Source organism: Pantoea sp. EA-12, assembly GCF_030053355.1.
GTDB lineage: Bacteria > Pseudomonadota > Gammaproteobacteria > Enterobacterales > Enterobacteriaceae > Pantoea > Pantoea vagans_C.
In genome coordinates, this window is record NZ_JASGBY010000007.1 from 228,740 (window position 1) to 246,322 (window position 17,583).

Below are 17,583 nucleotides of genomic sequence, written 5' to 3' on the forward strand. Positions count from 1 at the left end.
GTCGGTTTTTTTTATCTGTTCGCTTAGCGTGGTGAAACGGTCACCTGGCTGCCATTGGAAGCCATCACGACACGCTGGCCCACAGAATAGCGGCTTGCGGCCTGCTTCTGCACCACCATGATGGTGTTGCCATCATCTTTTCGGATTTCCAGCTCAACGCCATCAGATTTGTTCACCGCACCCTGAACGCCTTGACCTGCTACGCCGCCGAGTACCGCGCCACCGGCGGTTGCCAGGCTACGACCGCTGCCGCCGCCAATGGTATTACCAAGGAAACCACCCAGCACGGCCCCGCCGATCGCACCAATCACGTTATTCTCGTCGCCACCCTGGATTTTCACCGGGCGAACCGACACCAGGGTGCCGTAAGAAACACTTTGTACTTGTTTGGCTTCGCTGGCGCTATACACATCACCGGAAAGGGTATCGTTGCTGACACAACCTGCCAGCGTCAGGCCGGTGAGTGCCACGGCTACAAAACGCTTAATCATCAGAAAGCTCCTTAATGCAAAAAAACGCCATGTTCTCGTCCTCTACTGCAAGAGTATAAGACAGAAAGCTGGCAATTGACTCTATGTCCAAATATTACGCGGCTGAAGCAGAGGATAGACCATTGCCCCTCAACAAAAATTCAATTTCGTGCTGAAAATATTTTAGCGCTGAACAGGAGTGTGTCGCGAAGTTGAAAAGCGGAATTTTATCATAGAATTAGCCGCGTTATTTTGCCAGGCTAAACAAAGATGAATCACAGACTCGCGTGTGGGTAAGGAACCGCTATGAAATCAGGACGCTATATCGGCGTGATGTCCGGCACCAGCCTCGATGGCGTGGATGTGGTGCTGGCGGCCATTGATCAGCACATGGTCGCGCAACAGGCCAGCTATTGCCACCCGATGCCGCAAGAGATCCGCCAGCAGGTGTTGGCGATTTGCCAAGGCCAGTCACTCACCCTGTCCCAGCTAGGGCAACTCGATACTCGCCTTGGCAAGCTGTTTGCTGAAGCGGTATTGACCCTAATGCAGCAAGAGTCGCTGGAAGCCAGTGACATTATGGCGATTGGTTGCCACGGCCAAACTGTGTGGCACGAACCGCAAAGTGACGCACCCAATACGCTGCAAATCGGCGATAGCAATCAGATAGCCGCTGCAACAGGCGTCACGGTGATTGGTGATTTCCGCCGCCGTGATATGGCGTTAGGTGGGCAGGGCGCACCCTTGGTGCCCGCTTTCCATCAGGCACTGTTAATGGATAGCGTTGAGCGGCGTATGATATTGAATATTGGGGGCATCGCCAATTTATCCTTACTGATTCCTGGTCAGCCGGTGCGCGGATTTGATACCGGGCCAGGTAATATGCTGATTGATGCCTGGATTTGGCGCCACAAAGGGTTAGCCTACGATAAAGATGCGGATTGGGCGCGCAGCGGACAGGTGGTGCCCGCACTGTTGGAAGAGATGTTAAATGATCCCTGGTTTGCCCTGCCGCCGCCAAAAAGCACCGGTCGCGAATACTTCAACCTCGGTTGGGTCGAACGGCAACTGCAGCGCTTCCCTGCGCTGGCACCCCAGGATGTGCAAGCCACGCTCAGTGAACTGACCGCGCTCACTATCGCGCAGCAGGTGCAATTGAATGATGGCTGCGATCGATTGCTGGTGTGCGGGGGTGGCGGCCGCAACCCACTGCTGATGGCGCGTCTGGCTGCGCACCTGCCCGGTACGGAAGTCGGTCCTACTGATGCAGCGGGCATACGCGGTGATGATATGGAAGCGCTGGCGTTTGCCTGGCTGGCCTATCGCACATTATCGGGCCTGCCGGGCAATTTGCCGGCGGTGACGGGCGCGCGGGAAATGAGTGTGTTGGGCGCGATCTATCCTGCCAATACCCGACCAACACGTTAAGGAGTGAAAGATGAAAAAAATCGTTATTTTAGTGGGAAGTCTGGTGATGTTGAGTGGCTGCGGTATGCTGCACAAACAGGAACAGGCACCTCAGACGTTACGTTATCAGTGCGGCACTTTGCCCCTGACGGTCACGCTGGACAATCCAAAGCAGCAGGTTAGCTTTATTCTGGATGGCAAGCCGCTGACGTTAACGCAAACCGTGTCAGCGTCAGGGGCGCGATACAGTGACGGGACCTATGTCTTCTGGTCAAAAGGCAACGGCGCTTTTGTTGAGCGTAATGACAAAATCGTGATTAATGACTGTGAATTGCAACATGCGGATGCGTCCGCCCAGTAACCAAGAGAACCAGCATGAGCGACAGTGACAGCTTGCAAAATATTGCCCATCTGCGTCGTGAGTACACCCGCGGCGGGCTGCGACGTAATGATCTGCCAGACACGCCTCTGGCACTGTTTGAACAGTGGTTAAAGCAGGCGTGTGATGCGCAGTTGCCCGATCCCACGGCCATGACGGTGGCCACGGTGGACAGCAATGGGCAACCCTATCAGCGCATTGTGCTGCTCAAGCACTATGACGATCGGGGAATGGTGTTTTACACCAATCTTGGCAGCCGTAAAGCGATGCAACTGGCGGATAACCCACGCATCTCGTTGCACTTCCCATGGCACTACCTTGAGCGCCAGGTGATGGTGCTGGGAGAAGTGGAGAAACTGACGCCGTTGGAAGTGCTGAAATACTTCAGCAGTCGCCCGCGTGACAGCCAGATTGGCGCCTGGGTTTCAAAGCAGTCGAGCCGTATCTCCGCGCGCGGTGTGCTGGAGGGCAAGTTCCTCGAATTGAAGCAGAAGTTCCAGCAAGGTGAGGTGCCATTGCCCAGTTTCTGGGGCGGATACCGTGTCAAATTCCACACCATGGAGTTCTGGCAGGGGGGAGAACACCGTCTGCACGATCGCTTCCTCTACCAACGTGAAGGCAACGGCTGGACGATTGACCGTTTAGCGCCTTAAAACTGCGTTTTACCCCCTATCAACGCTGGCGCAGTTGGCGTCAGCGCTTTATGCTATACGCCTCTTTTTTTTCGTATCCGCATCTCAGCGGAAAGCTGTGTACCAGCCTAGGTGCAGTCTGATCAATTTGGAGTCAGTGATGACCAGCAGTAACCTGATACAACAATTGCAAGAAAGGGGCTTAGTCGCCCAGGTAACGGACGAGGAAGCGTTAGCAGAGCGACTGGCGCAAGGGCCAATTGCACTCTATTGCGGCTTCGATCCGACCGCTGATAGCTTGCATTTGGGCCATCTGGTGCCGCTGCTCTGCCTGAAACGTTTTCAGGACGCCGGACACAAGCCGGTCGCGCTGGTGGGTGGTGCCACTGGTCTGATTGGCGATCCCAGCTTTAAAGCAGCAGAACGTAAACTCAACACCACCGATACCGTGGGCGAATGGGTTGAGAAAATTCGTCACCAGGTGGCGCCTTTCCTTAACTTCGATTGCGGTGATAACAGCGCAATTGCAGCCAATAACTACGACTGGTTCGGCGGCATGAATGTGCTGACCTTCCTGCGCGACATCGGCAAACACTTCTCTGTTAACCAGATGATTAACCGCGAAGCGGTAAAACAGCGTCTGAACCGTGAAGATCAGGGGATCTCATACACTGAGTTCTCTTACAACCTGCTGCAGGGTTACGATTTTGCAGAACTGAACAAGCGTTATGACGTGGTGCTGCAGATTGGCGGTTCCGATCAGTGGGGCAACATCACTTCGGGGATCGACTTAACGCGTCGTCTGCATCAACAACAAGCCTGGGGCCTGACAGTTCCTCTGATCACCAAATCAGACGGCACCAAGTTCGGTAAAACCGAAGGTGGCGCGGTCTGGCTCGATGCCAAGAAAACCAGCCCGTACAAGTTCTACCAGTTCTGGATTAATACCGCAGACTCTGACGTCTATCGCTTCCTGAAATTCTTCACCTTCATGAGTATTGAAGAGATCAATGCGCTGGAAGAAGAAGATAAAAACAGCGGTAAAGCGCCACGCGCCCAGTATGTACTGGCAGAGCAGGTGACGCGTCTGGTGCATGGCGAAGCGGGTCTGACAGCAGCGAAACGCATTACTGAAAGCCTGTTCTCTGGCAGCCTGAGTGAGATGACCGAAGCGGACTTCGAGCAGTTAGCGCAGGACGGTATGCCGGTGATCAATCTGACCGCCGATGACGATCTGCAGCAGGCGCTGGTGGCCGCTGAACTGGTGCCTTCACGTGGTCAGGCGCGCACCATGATCGGCTCTAACGCGGTGTCTCTGAACGGTGAAAAACAATCTGATGCCGAGTATCGTTTCAGCGAGAGTGACAAACTGTTTGGTCGCTTTACGCTGTTGCGTCGCGGTAAAAAACACTACTGCCTGATAAACTGGCAGTAAGGTTCGAGGGCCGGTTTCCGGCCCTTTTTTATGGCAAGGCAGTACAGGGCAATAATGAAAAACATCCTCGCAATCCAGTCTCATGTGGTTTACGGCCACGCTGGTAACAGCGCCGCCGAATTCCCAATGCGTCGTATGGGCGCAAACGTTTGGCCGTTGAACACGGTTCAGTTCTCGAATCACACGCAATACGGTCACTGGACCGGCACCGTGATGCCCGCTACCCATCTGACGGATATCGTCAAAGGTATTGCAGCGATCGATCGCCTGAAGACCTGTGATGCGGTGCTGAGTGGTTATTTAGGTTCTGCTGAGCAGGGCGAGCAAATTTTAGAGATCGTGCGCCAGGTAAAAGCGGCCAACCCGAATGCCTGGTTCTTCTGCGATCCAGTGATGGGGCATCCTGAGAAAGGCTGTATCGTAGCGCCGGGCGTTGCGGAGTTTCACTGTAAGATGGCGATGCCCGCCAGCGATATCATCGCACCAAACCTGCTGGAACTTGAAATGCTCAGCGGCCATGAAATCGCCAACGTTGAACAAGCGGTGGTGGCGGCTCGCGCATTGGTCGCGCAAGGCCCGAAAGTGGTGCTGGTGAAGCATCTGGCACGCGCCGGACGTCGCAGCGACCGTTTTGAAATGCTGCTGGTGACGGCTGACGAGTGCTGGCATATCAGTCGTCCGCTGGTGGATTTTGGTGTGCGGCAACCGGTTGGTGTGGGCGATCTCACCAGTGGTCTGCTGTTGGTCGACTTGCTGCACGGTAAATCACTGCAGGATGCGCTGGAACACGTAACGGCGGCAGTGTATGAAGTGATGCTGAAAACCCACGAGATGGGTGAGTACGAATTGCAGTTGGTGGCAGCACAGGATGCGATTGCCCAGCCAACCCAGCATTTCGCGGCAGAGAAGCTGTAAGGGCGGCCTTGGGCTGATAACAGCCACTTGAGCGCTTATATCGGTGCGCAATGAATGCGCACCCTACAACGACAATGTGAACTGATTGTAGGGCCGCCATTGATGGCGACCAAAACGCGAGCGCTTAAACCAGCCCTTCCGCTTTCAACGCTGCCTGAACCGCAGGACGTTCAGCGACCCGGTTGAACCACGCTTCCAGCGCATCCAGCCCGCTCAGATCCAGCTTGATGGCTTTTGCCCAGCGTGTCACCACGAACAGATACACATCGGCAACGGTATAACGCAGGCCCATCAGCCACTGCTTATCTTCCAGCGCTGCATTCACCGCCTGATATTTCTTCTCAAGCTGCGCACGTACAATCGCTTTGTACTCTTCTGGCGTGTCCGGACGGAACAGTGGAGAGAAAGTTTTGTGCAGCTCACTGCTGACAAAACTCAGCCATTCCAGCGTGTGATAGCGTGTCAGGCTACCGGTGGGTGCCAGCAGATTACGATCCGGTTTGAGATCCGCCAGATACTGCACAATCGCCACGCCTTCGGTCAGCAAACTACCATCATCAAACTGCAGCGCGGGAACCTGTCCTTTCGGGTTAATCTGCCAGTAATCTTCTCCCAACTCGGTGACTTTCTTCTGCAGATCGACATTCACCTGCGTAAAGTCCAGCCCGCATTCACGCGCAACGATGTGCGGTGACAGCGAACAGGCACCGGGCTTGCAATAGAGTTTCATCATGGCTTCTCCTGGAGTGTTGTAGTGATCGAAACAGCATAAATCTGCAAAAAAATTTTACCAGTGACAGCGATCAGGAATTACCGTCTGGGTTGCGCTTTTCTGCCGTGAAGCAGGGAAGCGAAGGCAACTGCTCAAGGGCAAAATCCCAAAATTGACGGACCTTAGGTGTCATATTCTTCACGCGCTGCGTCACCAGTTGGACTGGAAAAGGCGCGGGTTCCCACTCTGGTAATAAACGGACCAGCTTTCCGTCACGCACGTCATCCAGTACCTGATAGGAGAGCAAACGTCCGATGCCCTGGCCGCCGCGCAGCGTTTCCAGCTGGCTGGCAATATCATTAACACGTAAACGGGGGAAAATTCTCACCCGGAGATCGTGGGCGAAGCGCCACTCTCGCGTGTGGCGCAGGCTGGTGATCAGCGCATGTTGCTGGAGATCGGCTGGATGAGTGGGCACGCCGGCCCGCTGCAGATAGTCGGGGCTGGCGACTAACGTAGATCTGACGCTCCCCACCTGGCGCGCCACCATTGAGGAGTCCTGCAGCTCACCTATGCGCAGGGCGATATCCAGCCCGTTTTCAATCAGATCCTGATAGCTGTCGCTGAGCACCACTTCGATTTGCATCTCTGGATGCTGTTGCAGAAACGCATTCACCAGTGGCATCACGTGGAGGCGACCAAAAGGAACGGGCGCGGTGATGCGTAATAGCCCCTGTAAGCCGCTGTGGTGCGCGCTATCCAGCGCATTCTGATAATCACTCAGCAACTGCTGCGCCTGCTCAAACAGCTGCCAGCCGGCTTCTGTGGGTGCCAACTGACGGGTGGTGCGCTCAATCAGTGTGGTACTGAAGCGTGATTCCAGGGCATTCAAGGTGCGCGTGATCACCGGAGGGGAGCGCTGAAGAAGGCGTGCAGCGCCTGCCAGGCTACCTTGCTGAATCACCGCGACAAAAATCTGTAGCTCTTCAAATCTATCCATGATGGTGTCAGCTCGGTTAACAGGAAGCCTGTCATCATGCGGGCAATGAGATGAAAAGCGAAGCTTTGGTAGCAGGAAACGTTAAAGAAGCGGGAAGAAAAGGTGGGGGATGAGAAAAAGCCGGGCATTTGCCCGGCTTTCTGGTCTCAAACCTGATTACTGATTAGCTTTAGCGCTTTTCAGTTCCGGTTGAGTGGCGTCATTTTGCGTCATGCGATTCAGCAGCGGCGCAGTGATCAGCATCAGGATGGCGATAGCGCCTGTCGCGATACCAATCTGCTGGAACACGTGGCTATACACAGCCAGCGAGGCATGTGGGTCGGTCACATCATTTGGTACCGCCATCAGGTTGGCCACTTTACCGGCAATCATTGCTGCGCCAGCGGTGGTCAGGAACCATGAACCCATGATGAAGCCCATCAGACGCTGTGGTACCAGCTGTGCAACCATCGCCAGACCCAGACCCGAAATCATCAACTCGCCAATACTCTGCAGGGCATAGCTGATGATTAACCAGTTAACCGAAACGATACCGGCATCGTTAGCGAATTTGGCGCCAAACGGCAACACCAGGAAGGCGGCAGAACACAACACCATACCAATCGCGAATTTGTGCGGCATCGGCAGTTTGTCGCCCAGCTTGTTATAAACCGCAGCCAGAATCGGGCTCGCCAGCATGATCCAGAACGGGTTCAGCGCCTGGAACTGCTCTGGCTCAAAGGTGATACCCAGAATCGCATGCTCAACGTTGCGGATGGCAAAGAAGTTCAGCGAGGTTGGCATCTGCATGTACAACACGAAGAAGACAATCGCTTCCAGCATCAACAGGAAGGCGACGATCATTTTACGACGTGCGGCGCCTCTCAGTGCAAAGGCTTCCTTGGCAAACACCAGCACGATACCGATGGCAATCACGCCCAGCGCCATACGCGCGATGCTCTGGTGATGCAACAGCCAGGCGGCGATGGCAATCAGGACCACCACGGCAACCAGCGTCATCAGCAGCTTGCTGACATTCAGCGGGGCGAAGTCTGGTTTAGAACCGTAGTTTTTCACCAGACGCTGGCAGAACAGGAAGTTCAGCAGCGTAATCACCAGCCCAACAACCGACAGCGAGAAGGCCGCGCCCCAGCCGTAATGGGCAGCCAGCCACGGAGTCAGCATCATGGAGAACAGCGAACCGATATTGATCGACATGTAGAACATGGTGAAAGCACCGTCGATACGCGGGTCATCTTTCTCATAGCACGTTGAGAGTAAAGACGATGGGTTCGCTTTAAACAGGCCGCTACCGACGGCGATGGTCGCCATACCCGCGTACACCATGGCGGTATCGTGGCCGGAGAAGGCAATCAGCGAATAGCCTAATGCCAGTACGATGACGCCGAGAACGATCACGCGTTTGGTACCCAGCACTTTGTCGCCCAACCAGCCGCCGATGGCGACCATACCGTAAACCAAGGCGCTGAAAGAGGTGAACAGGGTGATGGAGTCTGCTTCGGTCATCCCCAGTTGTTTCACCAGGTAAACCGCCATGATGGCTTGCAGACCGTAGTAGCCAAAACGCTCCCACAGTTCGATGGAGAAGATCAGATAAAACGCTTTCGGTTGCTTGAAGGCGTTGAGGCTTACCGCCTCGTCAGTGTGTTTGTTTGCAGTTGACACGTGTACCTCAGTTTATACATAGCCTGTTTTACGACAGGAATTAAGTCTGCGTCGGGCTGAGTCATCCCGCGCAACATTGTTATTAGAAAGGAAAAACGGCGCCTAATTTGGCTGAATCAGGCCATCAGGGCAAGCATTTTCTGCACGCTGAAATACTTGTAACAGGTAGGGTTAATGCCGTTATAAGAAGTTGTAAATCAGTGTTAAATATTGCTGATAGACATTATATCAGAATAAATCTGTCGGCTGGAGATCTGAAGGATCATTTTCCTGAAATAAACCGCCTTATTGGCATTATGCAGAACATAACCCTATAGATGATTATTTATACCGTCATTATATCCACTCAAGATTAAAAAATGAGCACAATAGGTTGATTAGTGAGCGTAAAGCGCAGCCAGAAGTTTCCAATAGTCTAATTTGTTGATCCTGCGCACATAATTGCGAATTAATTAAACCAGTAAAAGAAGTAAACGTTTGCGTAGATGACATCTGACGAGTAAATCACCGTTAACAGGGTGGTTTAACCGCATAAAATGTAGGCTTGCAGTTAAATGCGCGAATGCGAAAACCTGATTAATCGCGCCGAACTCCTTTTAGACAGCGACTCAACTTTGCTGTAACCTCGTTTTTTCCCTGAAAGGAAGTCATCATGACGCAGTCCGTTCGTGTCGCCCTGATCGGCGATTACCGTGCCAATGCCGTTGCACACCAAGCCATTCCTCCTGCTGTTCAACTCGCTGCAAAATCACTTTCACTTAACGTCACCGCCGATTGGATCGCCACCCCTGAAATTGAGCAACGCAATTTGGCCGATTACGATGCCATTTGGGTGGTACCAGGCAGCCCCTATCTCAATGATGAAGGAGTGTTCGCCACGATCCGCTGGGCACGCGAAAACCACAAACCCTTCCTCGGATCCTGCGGGGGTTTTCAGTATGCGATAGTGGAGTACTCGCGCCATGTGTTGGGTTGGGAAGATGCGTCCCACGCGGAAACCGACAAAGAGGGGCGCTGGGTGATCGCGCCGCTGGCCTGTTCGCTAGTGGAACAGCGCGGGACGGTGACCTTCGAACCGGGATCGCGTATCGCGCAAGCCTACGGTGCATTAGAGAGTGATGAAGGCTATCACTGCAATTTTGGCGTGAATCCGGAATTCAGCGCGGCGCTGGCCAGCAAAACCCTGAAGATCATCTCGTGGGATTTGGACGGTGACGTGCGCGGTATAGAGTTGACCGACCATCCGTTCTTTGTCGCAACGCTGTTCCAGTCAGAACGTGCGGCGCTACAAAACCGTCTGTCACCGCTGGTTGTGGCATGGCTGCAAGCCGCTGCGCAATAAGTTTAGGGGAAGGCCTTTAGGCCTTACCTATATTGACTCATCAAAACACAACAACGGTTTCTGTGCTCGACCCGACTGGTGATAACAGTCGATCGCTGCGCGCCACTCCGCCAGGGGGAATATTTCCACCTCGCCGCAATCACTGTCACGCAACAACGGCCAGAGTTGCGCAAACAGGTGCTGCCACTGCGTCATGCCGATCTCACCCAATGTGTGCCGCACATGGAACCAGTGCAGTGCTGGCCGGGCTGCTTTTACCTGCACCGGCTTGCCGCTGAGCACGCCATAAGCGACAAACTGCGCATTTTCATTAAGCTGTTGCCAAATCAACTGCCCCACATCACCGCCCACGGCATCAAATACCACGTCTGTGACAGCGCTGACGGCCTTCAACGCATCTCGCGCTGATTCCTGTATGGCCGTCATCCCCATGGCCTGCAGACGTATAGCATGTTCGGCGGCACGAAACACCACCACCACCTGGTTTGCGCCCTGACACAGGGCCCACTGCGCCAGCAACTGTGCGCAGGTAGAACCGCCAGCAGTGATCAACACATTTTTTCCGGTCACTGGCCACTGTTGCAGCATCAGTAAGGCGGCAAGCGGATTGATATAGGCGCGGGCAGCAAGGAGAAGGGGAATATCGCTGGGCACGACGACCGCGAGCCGCGCATCAATATCAACATAGCGCTGCCAGCATCCAGCGCCGCGTAACGGTAATACGCGTTGCCCTAAAAGGTGTTGCATCTCTGATGATGCCTGAATAACGGTTCCCACACCTTCATAGCCAGCCACCAGCGGTGGCGCAACACGATGGCGATAGGCACCGGTAATCGGGATCAGATCGGAAGCGTTAATCGGCGCGAAGTGCATTTGCACGCGCAGCATCCCCTCGGCAAGCGGCGATAAGGGGGAGGATTCCAGCATCAGGACTTGGGCAGGATCGCCGAATTGCCGATACCAGAGCGCGAGGTTGCGCTCGGGTAGCGGCAATGCGTCAGAGTTCGGTTTTGGCGTCAAACTCACACAGATCTTCAATCAGGCAGGAACCACAGCGTGGTTTACGCGCCACACAGGTGTAGCGACCGTGCAGAATCAACCAGTGGTGGCAATCCACTTTAAAGGCTGAGGGCACCACTTTGATCAGCTTATCTTCCACTTCTTCGACATTCTTTCCCGGTGCAAAACGGGTACGGTTGCTGACGCGGAAAATATGGGTATCCACAGCAATGGTCGGCCAACCAAAGGCGGTATTTAACACCACGTTGGCGGTCTTGCGCCCTACGCCCGGCAGCGCTTCCAGCGCGGCACGGTCTTCCGGCACTTCACCGCCATGTTGCTCAATCAGAATACGGCAGGTTTTAATCACGTTCTCAGCCTTGCTGTTAAACAGGCCGATGGTCTTGATGTACTCTTTGACGCCATCTACACCCAGCGCCAGTATCGCCGCTGGGGTATTGGCGACCGGGTAGAGCTTAGCCGTGGCTTTATTGACACTGACATCCGTGGCCTGCGCGGAGAGCAGCACGGCAATCAACAACTCAAACGGCGAGCTGAAGTAAAGCTCAGTGGTGGGGTGCGGATTCTCATCACGCAGGCGTGTGAGAATTTGCATACGCTTATCTTTATTCACACTGCGTTCCCGGTTTCACCTTGCGGTGCGGCTTCAGGGGCAGCGGCACGATGAGTAGCACGCTGTTTCATCTTTTGATCGATTAGATATTTGCCTGCCAGCAACATTCCCAAACCGATAAAGGCACCCGGTGGCAGCATCGCCAGCAGCATCGGTGAATCAAAATGGAACACCTCAATGCGCAGCGCTTTGGCCCATGGCCCCAGCAGCTGATCGGCACCGTTGAACAGGGTGCCACTGCCAATCAATTCACGAATCGATCCCAGCGTGACCATGGCACAGGTTGCGCCCATGCCAATGGCAAAACCGTCCAGCGCCGAGAGCGGGATGCTGCTTTTTGATGCCACCGCTTCAGCACGACCCACCACGATGCAGTTGGTTACGATCAAGGGAATAAAAATCCCGAGTGACTGATAAAGTCCGTAAGCGTAGGCATTGATCAGCATCTGCACGCAGCTCACCACCGAAGCAATGATCATCACGTAGATAGGAATACGGATTTCTGCTGGCACCCAACGTCGGGAAGCGGAGATGGCACTGTTGGTGATGGTCAGCACCAGCGTAGTGGCGAGACCCAGTCCAAGGGCGTTAGTGGCTGTTGATGTCACGGCCAGCAGCGGGCACAGGCCCAGCAGCTGCACTAATGCGGAGTTATTTTTCCACAGGCCACCGACCAGTAGGGTTTTCGCTTCACTCATTGTGCATCTCCACATTCGGGCAGCGAAGCAAGCTTCGCGGGCAACGTTTCAATCAGCAGGGCAGTGCGTTTGGTGGCATTGACCACCGCGCGTGGTGTGATAGTCGCACCGGTAAATTGGTCGAATTCACCGCCGTCTTTTTTCACGGCAAAAGTCTTATCGTCGGCGCCGTGCACCACTTTACCGTTAAAGCTATTAATCCAGTCCGAAATACGCAGCTCGATTTTATCGCCAAGGCCGGGTGTTTCATGATGTTCGACCACGCGCACACCCAGAACTTTGCCATGAAAGTCGGCACCGACCAGCATCTGAATCGCACCAGAATAGCCGTCTGGCGCGGTAGTCTCAAGTGCTGCCGCGACAGGTTGATCGCCTTTGCGCGCCAGATAGAGATGATGGGGTTTATCATTACCCAATGCTGCGGCATCCGTGACCAGAAAACACTCTTGCTGGATGTGGTTGTCATACAGGTCGGTCGGCACTACCTGGTCGAGCAGGTTTTTTTGCTGTAAGGCTGTCTGGTGTTCCACCGTCGGCTTGGTGACATAGTTGACCACTGCGGTGACACCGGTGGTGATCACGGCAAATGCCGCCAGCGTGACCGCATTTTTACGAATAGCTTCGATCATCTTCAATCCTTGCGATGGCCGTAAACACGCGGCTGGGTGTAGTAATCAATCAGCGGTACGCAGATGTTGGCCAGCAGTACGGCAAACGCCACGCCATCGGGATAACCACCAAAGCTGCGGATCAGCCACACCAGTAAACCAATCAGTGCGCCATACACCAGACGACCAAGATTGGTGGTGGATGCCGTTACCGGATCGGTGGCGATGAAAAACGCGCCCAACATGGTGGCACCGGAGAACAGATGAATCAGCGGTGAGTTCAGCGATTCAGGAGAGAACAACCAGCCGAGGGTGGCACAAAAAGCCAGTGAGACCAGGAAGCTAACCGGGATGTGCCAGCGAATCGCATTCTTCGCCAGCAGCAACATGCCGCCCAGCAGATAGCCAAGGTTAATCCACTGCCAGCCCAAACCCGCCAGCACACCGGTGTAAATTGGCTCAGCCAGCAGCTGCTCTGCGCTGTGTCCCGCACGCAGACCGGTTTTGAACGTATCCAGCGGTGTAGCCTGGCTCACGCCATCGACGCCAAGTTGCAGCTGTTGCATGGTTTCCCCCGCCAGTGTGTGGTGGGTAAAAATCATATTGAGCGAGTCTAACAAGCCAGGCTTGATTGCTTGTAGCGTGTCAGGTGGCATCCAACTGGTCATCTGTACCGGAAATGAGATCAGCAACACCACATAGCCAACCATCGCCGGGTTGAACGGGTTCTGCCCCAAACCGCCGTAAAGCTGTTTCGCGATCACGATAGCGAAGACGGTACCCAGCACCACCAACCACCAAGGGGCCAGCGGCGGCAAGCTTATGCCGAGCAGCAGCGCAGTCAGTAACGCGGAGTTATCGCGCAGCGTGGGTACCACTGGCGTTTTACGCAGACGCAGAATCGCACCTTCGGTGATCCACGCGGTGGCTGTGGCCAGTAACACCTGAATCAGAAAACCAATGCCAAAGAAATACCATTGCGCGGCCATCCCTGGCAGCGCAGCCAGCACCACCAGCAGCATGATATTGCCAGTGCTGCGGCGGTTATGGGTATAAGGGGAACTTGCGATACGAAAAGCCATTTATTCCTCAGTCGTCGAAGGCTGCTGCTGCGCTTTACGCGCTTTGGCACGGGCGACCGCGGCAGCAATTGCCGCTTTGCGTGGGTCGGCGGAGTCAGGAGAGGCAGCAGCCTCCACTTCAGGGGATGATTCAGATTGCACTTCGGCCTGCTGTGCGGCAGCAGCTTTCTTGGCTTTCGCACGCGCAATCGCCGCTTCGACAGCGGCTTTACGCGGATCGACCTCAGCAGCAGGTGCCTCTGCGGGTTGTTCAGCGGCGGCAGCAGCTTTCTTGGCTTTTGCACGCGCAATGGCGGCTTCGACGGCGGCTTTACGCGGATCGACCTCAGCAGCAGGTGCATCAGCCGGTTGTTCAGCGGCGGCAGCCGCTTTCTTGGCTTTCGCACGCGCAATCGCTGCTTCGACAGCGGCTTTACGTGGATCGACATCAGCAGCAGGTGCTTCTACCGGTTGTTCAGCGGAGGCAGCCGCTTTCTTGGCTTTCGCACGTGCAATGGCCGCTTCGACAGCGGCTTTACGCGGATCAACTTCAGCAGCAGGTGCCTCAGCGGGTTGTTCAGCGGCGGCAGCAGCTTTCTTGGCTTTCGCACCTGCAATCGCGGCTTCAACGGCGGCTTTACGCGGATCGACTTCAGCAGCGGGTGCTTCAGCGGGTTGTTCAGCGGCGGCAGCTTTTTTGGCTTTAGCGCGTGCAATCGCCGCTTCGACAGCGGCTTTACGCGGATCACCTTCAGCAGCAGGTGCCTCAGCCGTTTGCTCCGGCGCAGACGCCTTTTTGGCTTTGGCACGGGCAATCGCCGCTTCCACAGCCGCCTTACGCGGGTCGCCTGACTGGCGGCTCAGTGCCTGAGTTTCAGCCTGTTTTTCCGCCTGCTGAGCCAGTGCCTGCGCATGGCGTGCTTCGCGCTCGGCAGATTCCTGCTCTGGGGTTTTGGCCTGACGTGCTTTCACACGTTCGACCGCTGCATCCAGTTCACCCTGGTCAGTGCGGGCAACGCGCTGTTTGGCTTGTTCATGACGAGCTTCACGTGCCAGTTTTTCACGCTCTAAACGCGCCTGACGGGCTTCAAAGCGGGCTTTGGCTTCCGCAGTGCGTTTCGCCTCCAGATCAATGGCGCGCAGTTCGGCCTTCTCCTGGCGATAATACTGCACGAGTGGAATATTGCTCGGGCAGACATAGGCACAGGCTCCGCACTCGATGCAGTCGTCAATATTATGGGCCCGCGCTTTATCGTGATCGCCGCCCTGGCTATACCAGAACAGCTGCTGCGGAAGCAATTTGGCTGGGCACGCATCGGCACACGCGCTGCAACGAATACAGGACTGCTCTTCTTCGTTATTGCCCATCTCACTGGTCGAGGGGGCCAGAATACAGTTCGAAATCTTCACCAACGGAACATTCAGCGATGGCAAGGTAAAACCCATTAACGGGCCGCCCATTATTACCATCTGGTGCGCGCTGGGGGTGAAACCGACATGATGCAGCAGATGGCTGACGGGCGTGCCTAAACGACCCCAGACGTTACGCGGCTGGGCAATCGCTTCACCGGTGAGTGTCACAACACGCTCGGTGATCGGCTCGCCATCAACAATGGCGCGTTTGACCGCCCAGGCGGTACCGACGTTTTGCATTAGCACGCCGATATCCGTGGAGCGCCCGCCGTGTGGCACTTCCCGGCCGGTAAGAATCTGCGTCAACTGCTTGGCACCGCCAGAAGGGTATTTGGTTGGGATCACGCGCAGTTGCAACTCGCGATCGCCACCCAACGCCTGCTTCAGTGCAGCAATGGCTTCAGGTTTATTATCTTCAATGCCAATTAACACCCGCTCCGCCTGTAAAACCCAAGCGAGAATACGACAGCCTTCCAGCACTTCCGCTGCGCAATCCTGCATTAAGCGGTCATCCGCGGTGATGTAGGGTTCGCACTCGGCCGCGTTGATAATCAGCGTCTTTACACCACGCAGACCACCACGCAATTTAGTCGCCGTAGGGAAACCCGCGCCGCCTAAACCCGCGATACCCGCATCATGGATGCGCTTCACCACCTCTTCACGCGGCAGGGCGCGGAAGTCAGGTTGCGGATCGAGCGTAGTCCAGCGATCTTCGCCATCGGCGCGCAGGAAGATACACAGTTCCGAAAGACCCGAAGGGTGCGCGGTCATATGGGGCGCAATAGCTTCGATGGTGCCGGAGGTGGGAGCATGCACCGGCAGCATGCGTCCGCCGCCGAAGGTCAGCGGCTGGCCACGCAGCACGTGTTCGCCCGGAGAGACACAAATCTCGCCTTCATGGCCAATGTGCTGCTTGAGCGGAATGATAAATTGTTCAGGCAGCGGCAGCTGACTGAGCGGTGTGCCGTTGGACTGTGTCTTCATTTCCGGCGGATGAATACCGCCCTGAAAATCCCACAGTTTCTCTTTGCGGAACAGGTTTAACAAATTAAGCATGAGTTTCTACCGGAATCACCCGTACAGGAATGGTGTCGAGATTCCACTTCCAGTTAGCCGTGGTAGTGGCAACCGGACGCATCTCAATGCAGTCGGTCGGGCAGGGGGCAACACACAGATCGCATCCGGTGCAAACGTCGCTCAACACGGTGTGCATGGCGCGCGTGGCGCCGATAATCGCATCGACCGGGCAAGCCTGAATACATTTGGTACAGCCGATACAATTGGCTTCATCAATCCACGCCACGGTGCGGATCGGCTCCTGCACCTCTTCGCCACCATCCAGCGGTTGCGGTTCAACGTTGAGCAGCGCGGCCAGCTTCAGCATAGTTTGCTCGCCGCCTGGCGCACACTTATTGATGGCTTCACCGTTGTTACCGACGGCGTCGGCGTACGGACGACAGCCAGGATAACCGCACTGGCCGCATTGGCTTTGCGGCAGAATACTGTCGATCTGTTCTACGATCGGATCTTCTTCCACTTCAAACCGGCGCGAGGCATAGCCAAGCAGGGCACCGAATACCAGGCCCAACGCGGCTAGTGCCACAATAGCAATCCAAATCGCGGTCATTAGAATTTCACCAGACCGGTAAAGCCCATAAAGGCCAGCGCCATCAAGCCTGCGGTGATCAGCGCGATGGAGTTGCCTTTGAATGGCGCGGGCACGTTGGCCAGCACCAGACGTTCACGCATACCGGCGAACAGCACCATCACCAGCGAGAAGCCCAGTGAGGCGCTAAAGCCATAGATCGCCGCCTGCAGGAAGGTATGGTTGAGATTAACGCTCAACAATGGCACGCCTAATACCGCACAGTTGGTGGTGATCAGTGGCAGGAATATGCCCAGCAAGCGATACAGTGACGGGCTGGTTTTGCGCACCACCATTTCGGTGAACTGAACGACAACCGCGATCACCAGGATATAGGCCAGCGTGCGCAGGTAAACCAGATCCAGCGGGACCAGGATCAGGTGGTTCACCAGCCAGGCGCAGATCGCCGCCAAGGTGATGACGAAAGTGGTGGCAAGTCCCATGCCAATGGCCGTTTCCAGTTTTTTTGACACGCCCATAAACGGGCATAGGCCGAGGAATTTGACCAACACGAAGTTGTTCACCAGCACGGTGCCAATAAAGAGAAGTAAGTAATCGGTCATTTTTT

At 55.3% G+C, this 17,583-nt stretch carries 18 protein-coding genes; 6 read left to right on the forward strand and 12 right to left on the reverse strand.

The window, feature by feature from the left end; translation table 11 throughout:
• Positions 1-23 precede the first annotated feature (23 nt).
• Complete coding sequence (slyB, locus tag QMZ30_RS13230; protein ID WP_283227720.1) at positions 24-491, reverse strand: outer membrane lipoprotein SlyB; 468 nt, start codon at positions 489-491, stop codon at positions 24-26.
• A 285-nt stretch (positions 492-776) separates the two neighbouring features.
• On the opposite strand from slyB, the gene anmK reads away from it, so the two are divergent.
• The 5 genes from anmK to pdxY all read left to right on the forward strand — a co-directional run bounded on the left by anmK (position 777) and on the right by pdxY (position 5,238).
• Positions 777-1,898, forward strand: a complete 1,122-nt coding sequence (gene anmK, locus QMZ30_RS13235; protein ID WP_283227721.1) for an anhydro-N-acetylmuramic acid kinase — start codon at positions 777-779, stop codon at positions 1,896-1,898.
• Between the two features lie 10 nt (positions 1,899-1,908).
• Positions 1,909-2,238 (forward strand): MliC family protein, encoded by a 330-nt coding sequence (locus tag QMZ30_RS13240; protein WP_039334186.1) that lies wholly within the window; start codon positions 1,909-1,911, stop codon positions 2,236-2,238.
• Positions 2,239-2,252: 14 nt separating this feature from the next.
• Complete coding sequence (gene pdxH, locus QMZ30_RS13245; protein ID WP_283227722.1) at positions 2,253-2,909, forward strand: pyridoxamine 5'-phosphate oxidase; 657 nt, start codon at positions 2,253-2,255, stop codon at positions 2,907-2,909.
• Positions 2,910-3,048: 139 nt separating this feature from the next.
• Positions 3,049-4,323 carry a tyrosine--tRNA ligase gene (tyrS, locus tag QMZ30_RS13250; RefSeq protein ID WP_039334182.1) on the forward strand — a complete coding sequence of 425 codons (1,275 nt, stop codon included), beginning with the start codon at positions 3,049-3,051 and terminating at the stop codon, positions 4,321-4,323.
• 54 nt (positions 4,324-4,377) lie between these two features.
• Positions 4,378-5,238, forward strand: a complete 861-nt coding sequence (gene pdxY, locus QMZ30_RS13255) for a pyridoxal kinase PdxY (protein WP_283227723.1) — start codon at positions 4,378-4,380, stop codon at positions 5,236-5,238.
• Between the two features lie 124 nt (positions 5,239-5,362).
• Here pdxY and gstA read toward each other — a convergent pair whose 3' ends face one another.
• The 3 genes from gstA to dtpA all read right to left on the reverse strand — a co-directional run bounded on the left by gstA (position 5,363) and on the right by dtpA (position 8,615).
• Positions 5,363-5,968, reverse strand: coding sequence for a glutathione transferase GstA (gstA, locus tag QMZ30_RS13260; RefSeq protein WP_201023820.1), 606 nt, complete (start codon positions 5,966-5,968; stop codon positions 5,363-5,365).
• A gap of 73 nt (positions 5,969-6,041) precedes the next feature.
• Positions 6,042-6,950 carry a LysR family transcriptional regulator gene (locus QMZ30_RS13265; protein ID WP_283227724.1) on the reverse strand — a complete coding sequence of 303 codons (909 nt, stop codon included), beginning with the start codon at positions 6,948-6,950 and terminating at the stop codon, positions 6,042-6,044.
• Between the two features lie 156 nt (positions 6,951-7,106).
• Positions 7,107-8,615, reverse strand: a complete 1,509-nt coding sequence (gene dtpA / locus QMZ30_RS13270) for a dipeptide/tripeptide permease DtpA (RefSeq protein WP_283227725.1) — start codon at positions 8,613-8,615, stop codon at positions 7,107-7,109.
• A 652-nt stretch (positions 8,616-9,267) separates the two neighbouring features.
• On the opposite strand from dtpA, the gene QMZ30_RS13275 reads away from it, so the two are divergent.
• Positions 9,268-9,957: a CTP synthase C-terminal region-related (seleno)protein gene (locus QMZ30_RS13275; protein ID WP_283227726.1), complete on the forward strand. Its 690-nt coding sequence runs from the start codon at positions 9,268-9,270 to the stop codon at positions 9,955-9,957.
• Positions 9,958-9,984: 27 nt separating this feature from the next.
• Here the strand turns inward: QMZ30_RS13275 and QMZ30_RS13280 are convergent, their stop codons facing one another.
• Genes QMZ30_RS13280 through rsxA form a run of 8 tightly spaced genes read right to left on the reverse strand, consistent with a single transcriptional unit; the run spans position 9,985 to position 17,578 of the window.
• Positions 9,985-10,983: a zinc-dependent alcohol dehydrogenase family protein gene (locus QMZ30_RS13280; RefSeq protein WP_349306832.1), complete on the reverse strand. Its 999-nt coding sequence runs from the start codon at positions 10,981-10,983 to the stop codon at positions 9,985-9,987.
• Positions 10,955-11,590 (reverse strand): endonuclease III, encoded by a 636-nt coding sequence (gene nth / locus QMZ30_RS13285; protein ID WP_283227727.1) that lies wholly within the window; start codon positions 11,588-11,590, stop codon positions 10,955-10,957. Before nth ends, QMZ30_RS13280 begins: the two co-directional genes overlap by 29 nt.
• Positions 11,587-12,288, reverse strand: coding sequence for an electron transport complex subunit E (locus QMZ30_RS13290; RefSeq protein WP_283227728.1), 702 nt, complete (start codon positions 12,286-12,288; stop codon positions 11,587-11,589). The genes nth and QMZ30_RS13290 overlap by 4 nt, the downstream gene beginning before the upstream one ends.
• Positions 12,285-12,917, reverse strand: coding sequence for an electron transport complex subunit RsxG (rsxG, locus tag QMZ30_RS13295; RefSeq protein WP_283227729.1), 633 nt, complete (start codon positions 12,915-12,917; stop codon positions 12,285-12,287). The genes QMZ30_RS13290 and rsxG overlap by 4 nt, the downstream gene beginning before the upstream one ends.
• Positions 12,918-12,919: 2 nt before the next feature.
• Positions 12,920-13,978: an electron transport complex subunit RsxD gene (rsxD, locus tag QMZ30_RS13300; RefSeq protein ID WP_283227730.1), complete on the reverse strand. Its 1,059-nt coding sequence runs from the start codon at positions 13,976-13,978 to the stop codon at positions 12,920-12,922.
• Positions 13,979-16,426: an electron transport complex subunit RsxC gene (rsxC, locus tag QMZ30_RS13305; protein ID WP_283227731.1), complete on the reverse strand. Its 2,448-nt coding sequence runs from the start codon at positions 16,424-16,426 to the stop codon at positions 13,979-13,981.
• Positions 16,419-16,997, reverse strand: a complete 579-nt coding sequence (gene rsxB, locus QMZ30_RS13310; protein WP_283227732.1) for an electron transport complex subunit RsxB — start codon at positions 16,995-16,997, stop codon at positions 16,419-16,421. Before rsxB ends, rsxC begins: the two co-directional genes overlap by 8 nt.
• The gene (gene rsxA / locus QMZ30_RS13315; RefSeq protein WP_039331012.1) at positions 16,997-17,578 is read right to left on the reverse strand and encodes an electron transport complex subunit RsxA; all 582 of its coding nucleotides are present in this window, start codon (positions 17,576-17,578) and stop codon (positions 16,997-16,999) included. The genes rsxB and rsxA overlap by 1 nt, the downstream gene beginning before the upstream one ends.
• Positions 17,579-17,583 lie beyond the last annotated feature (5 nt).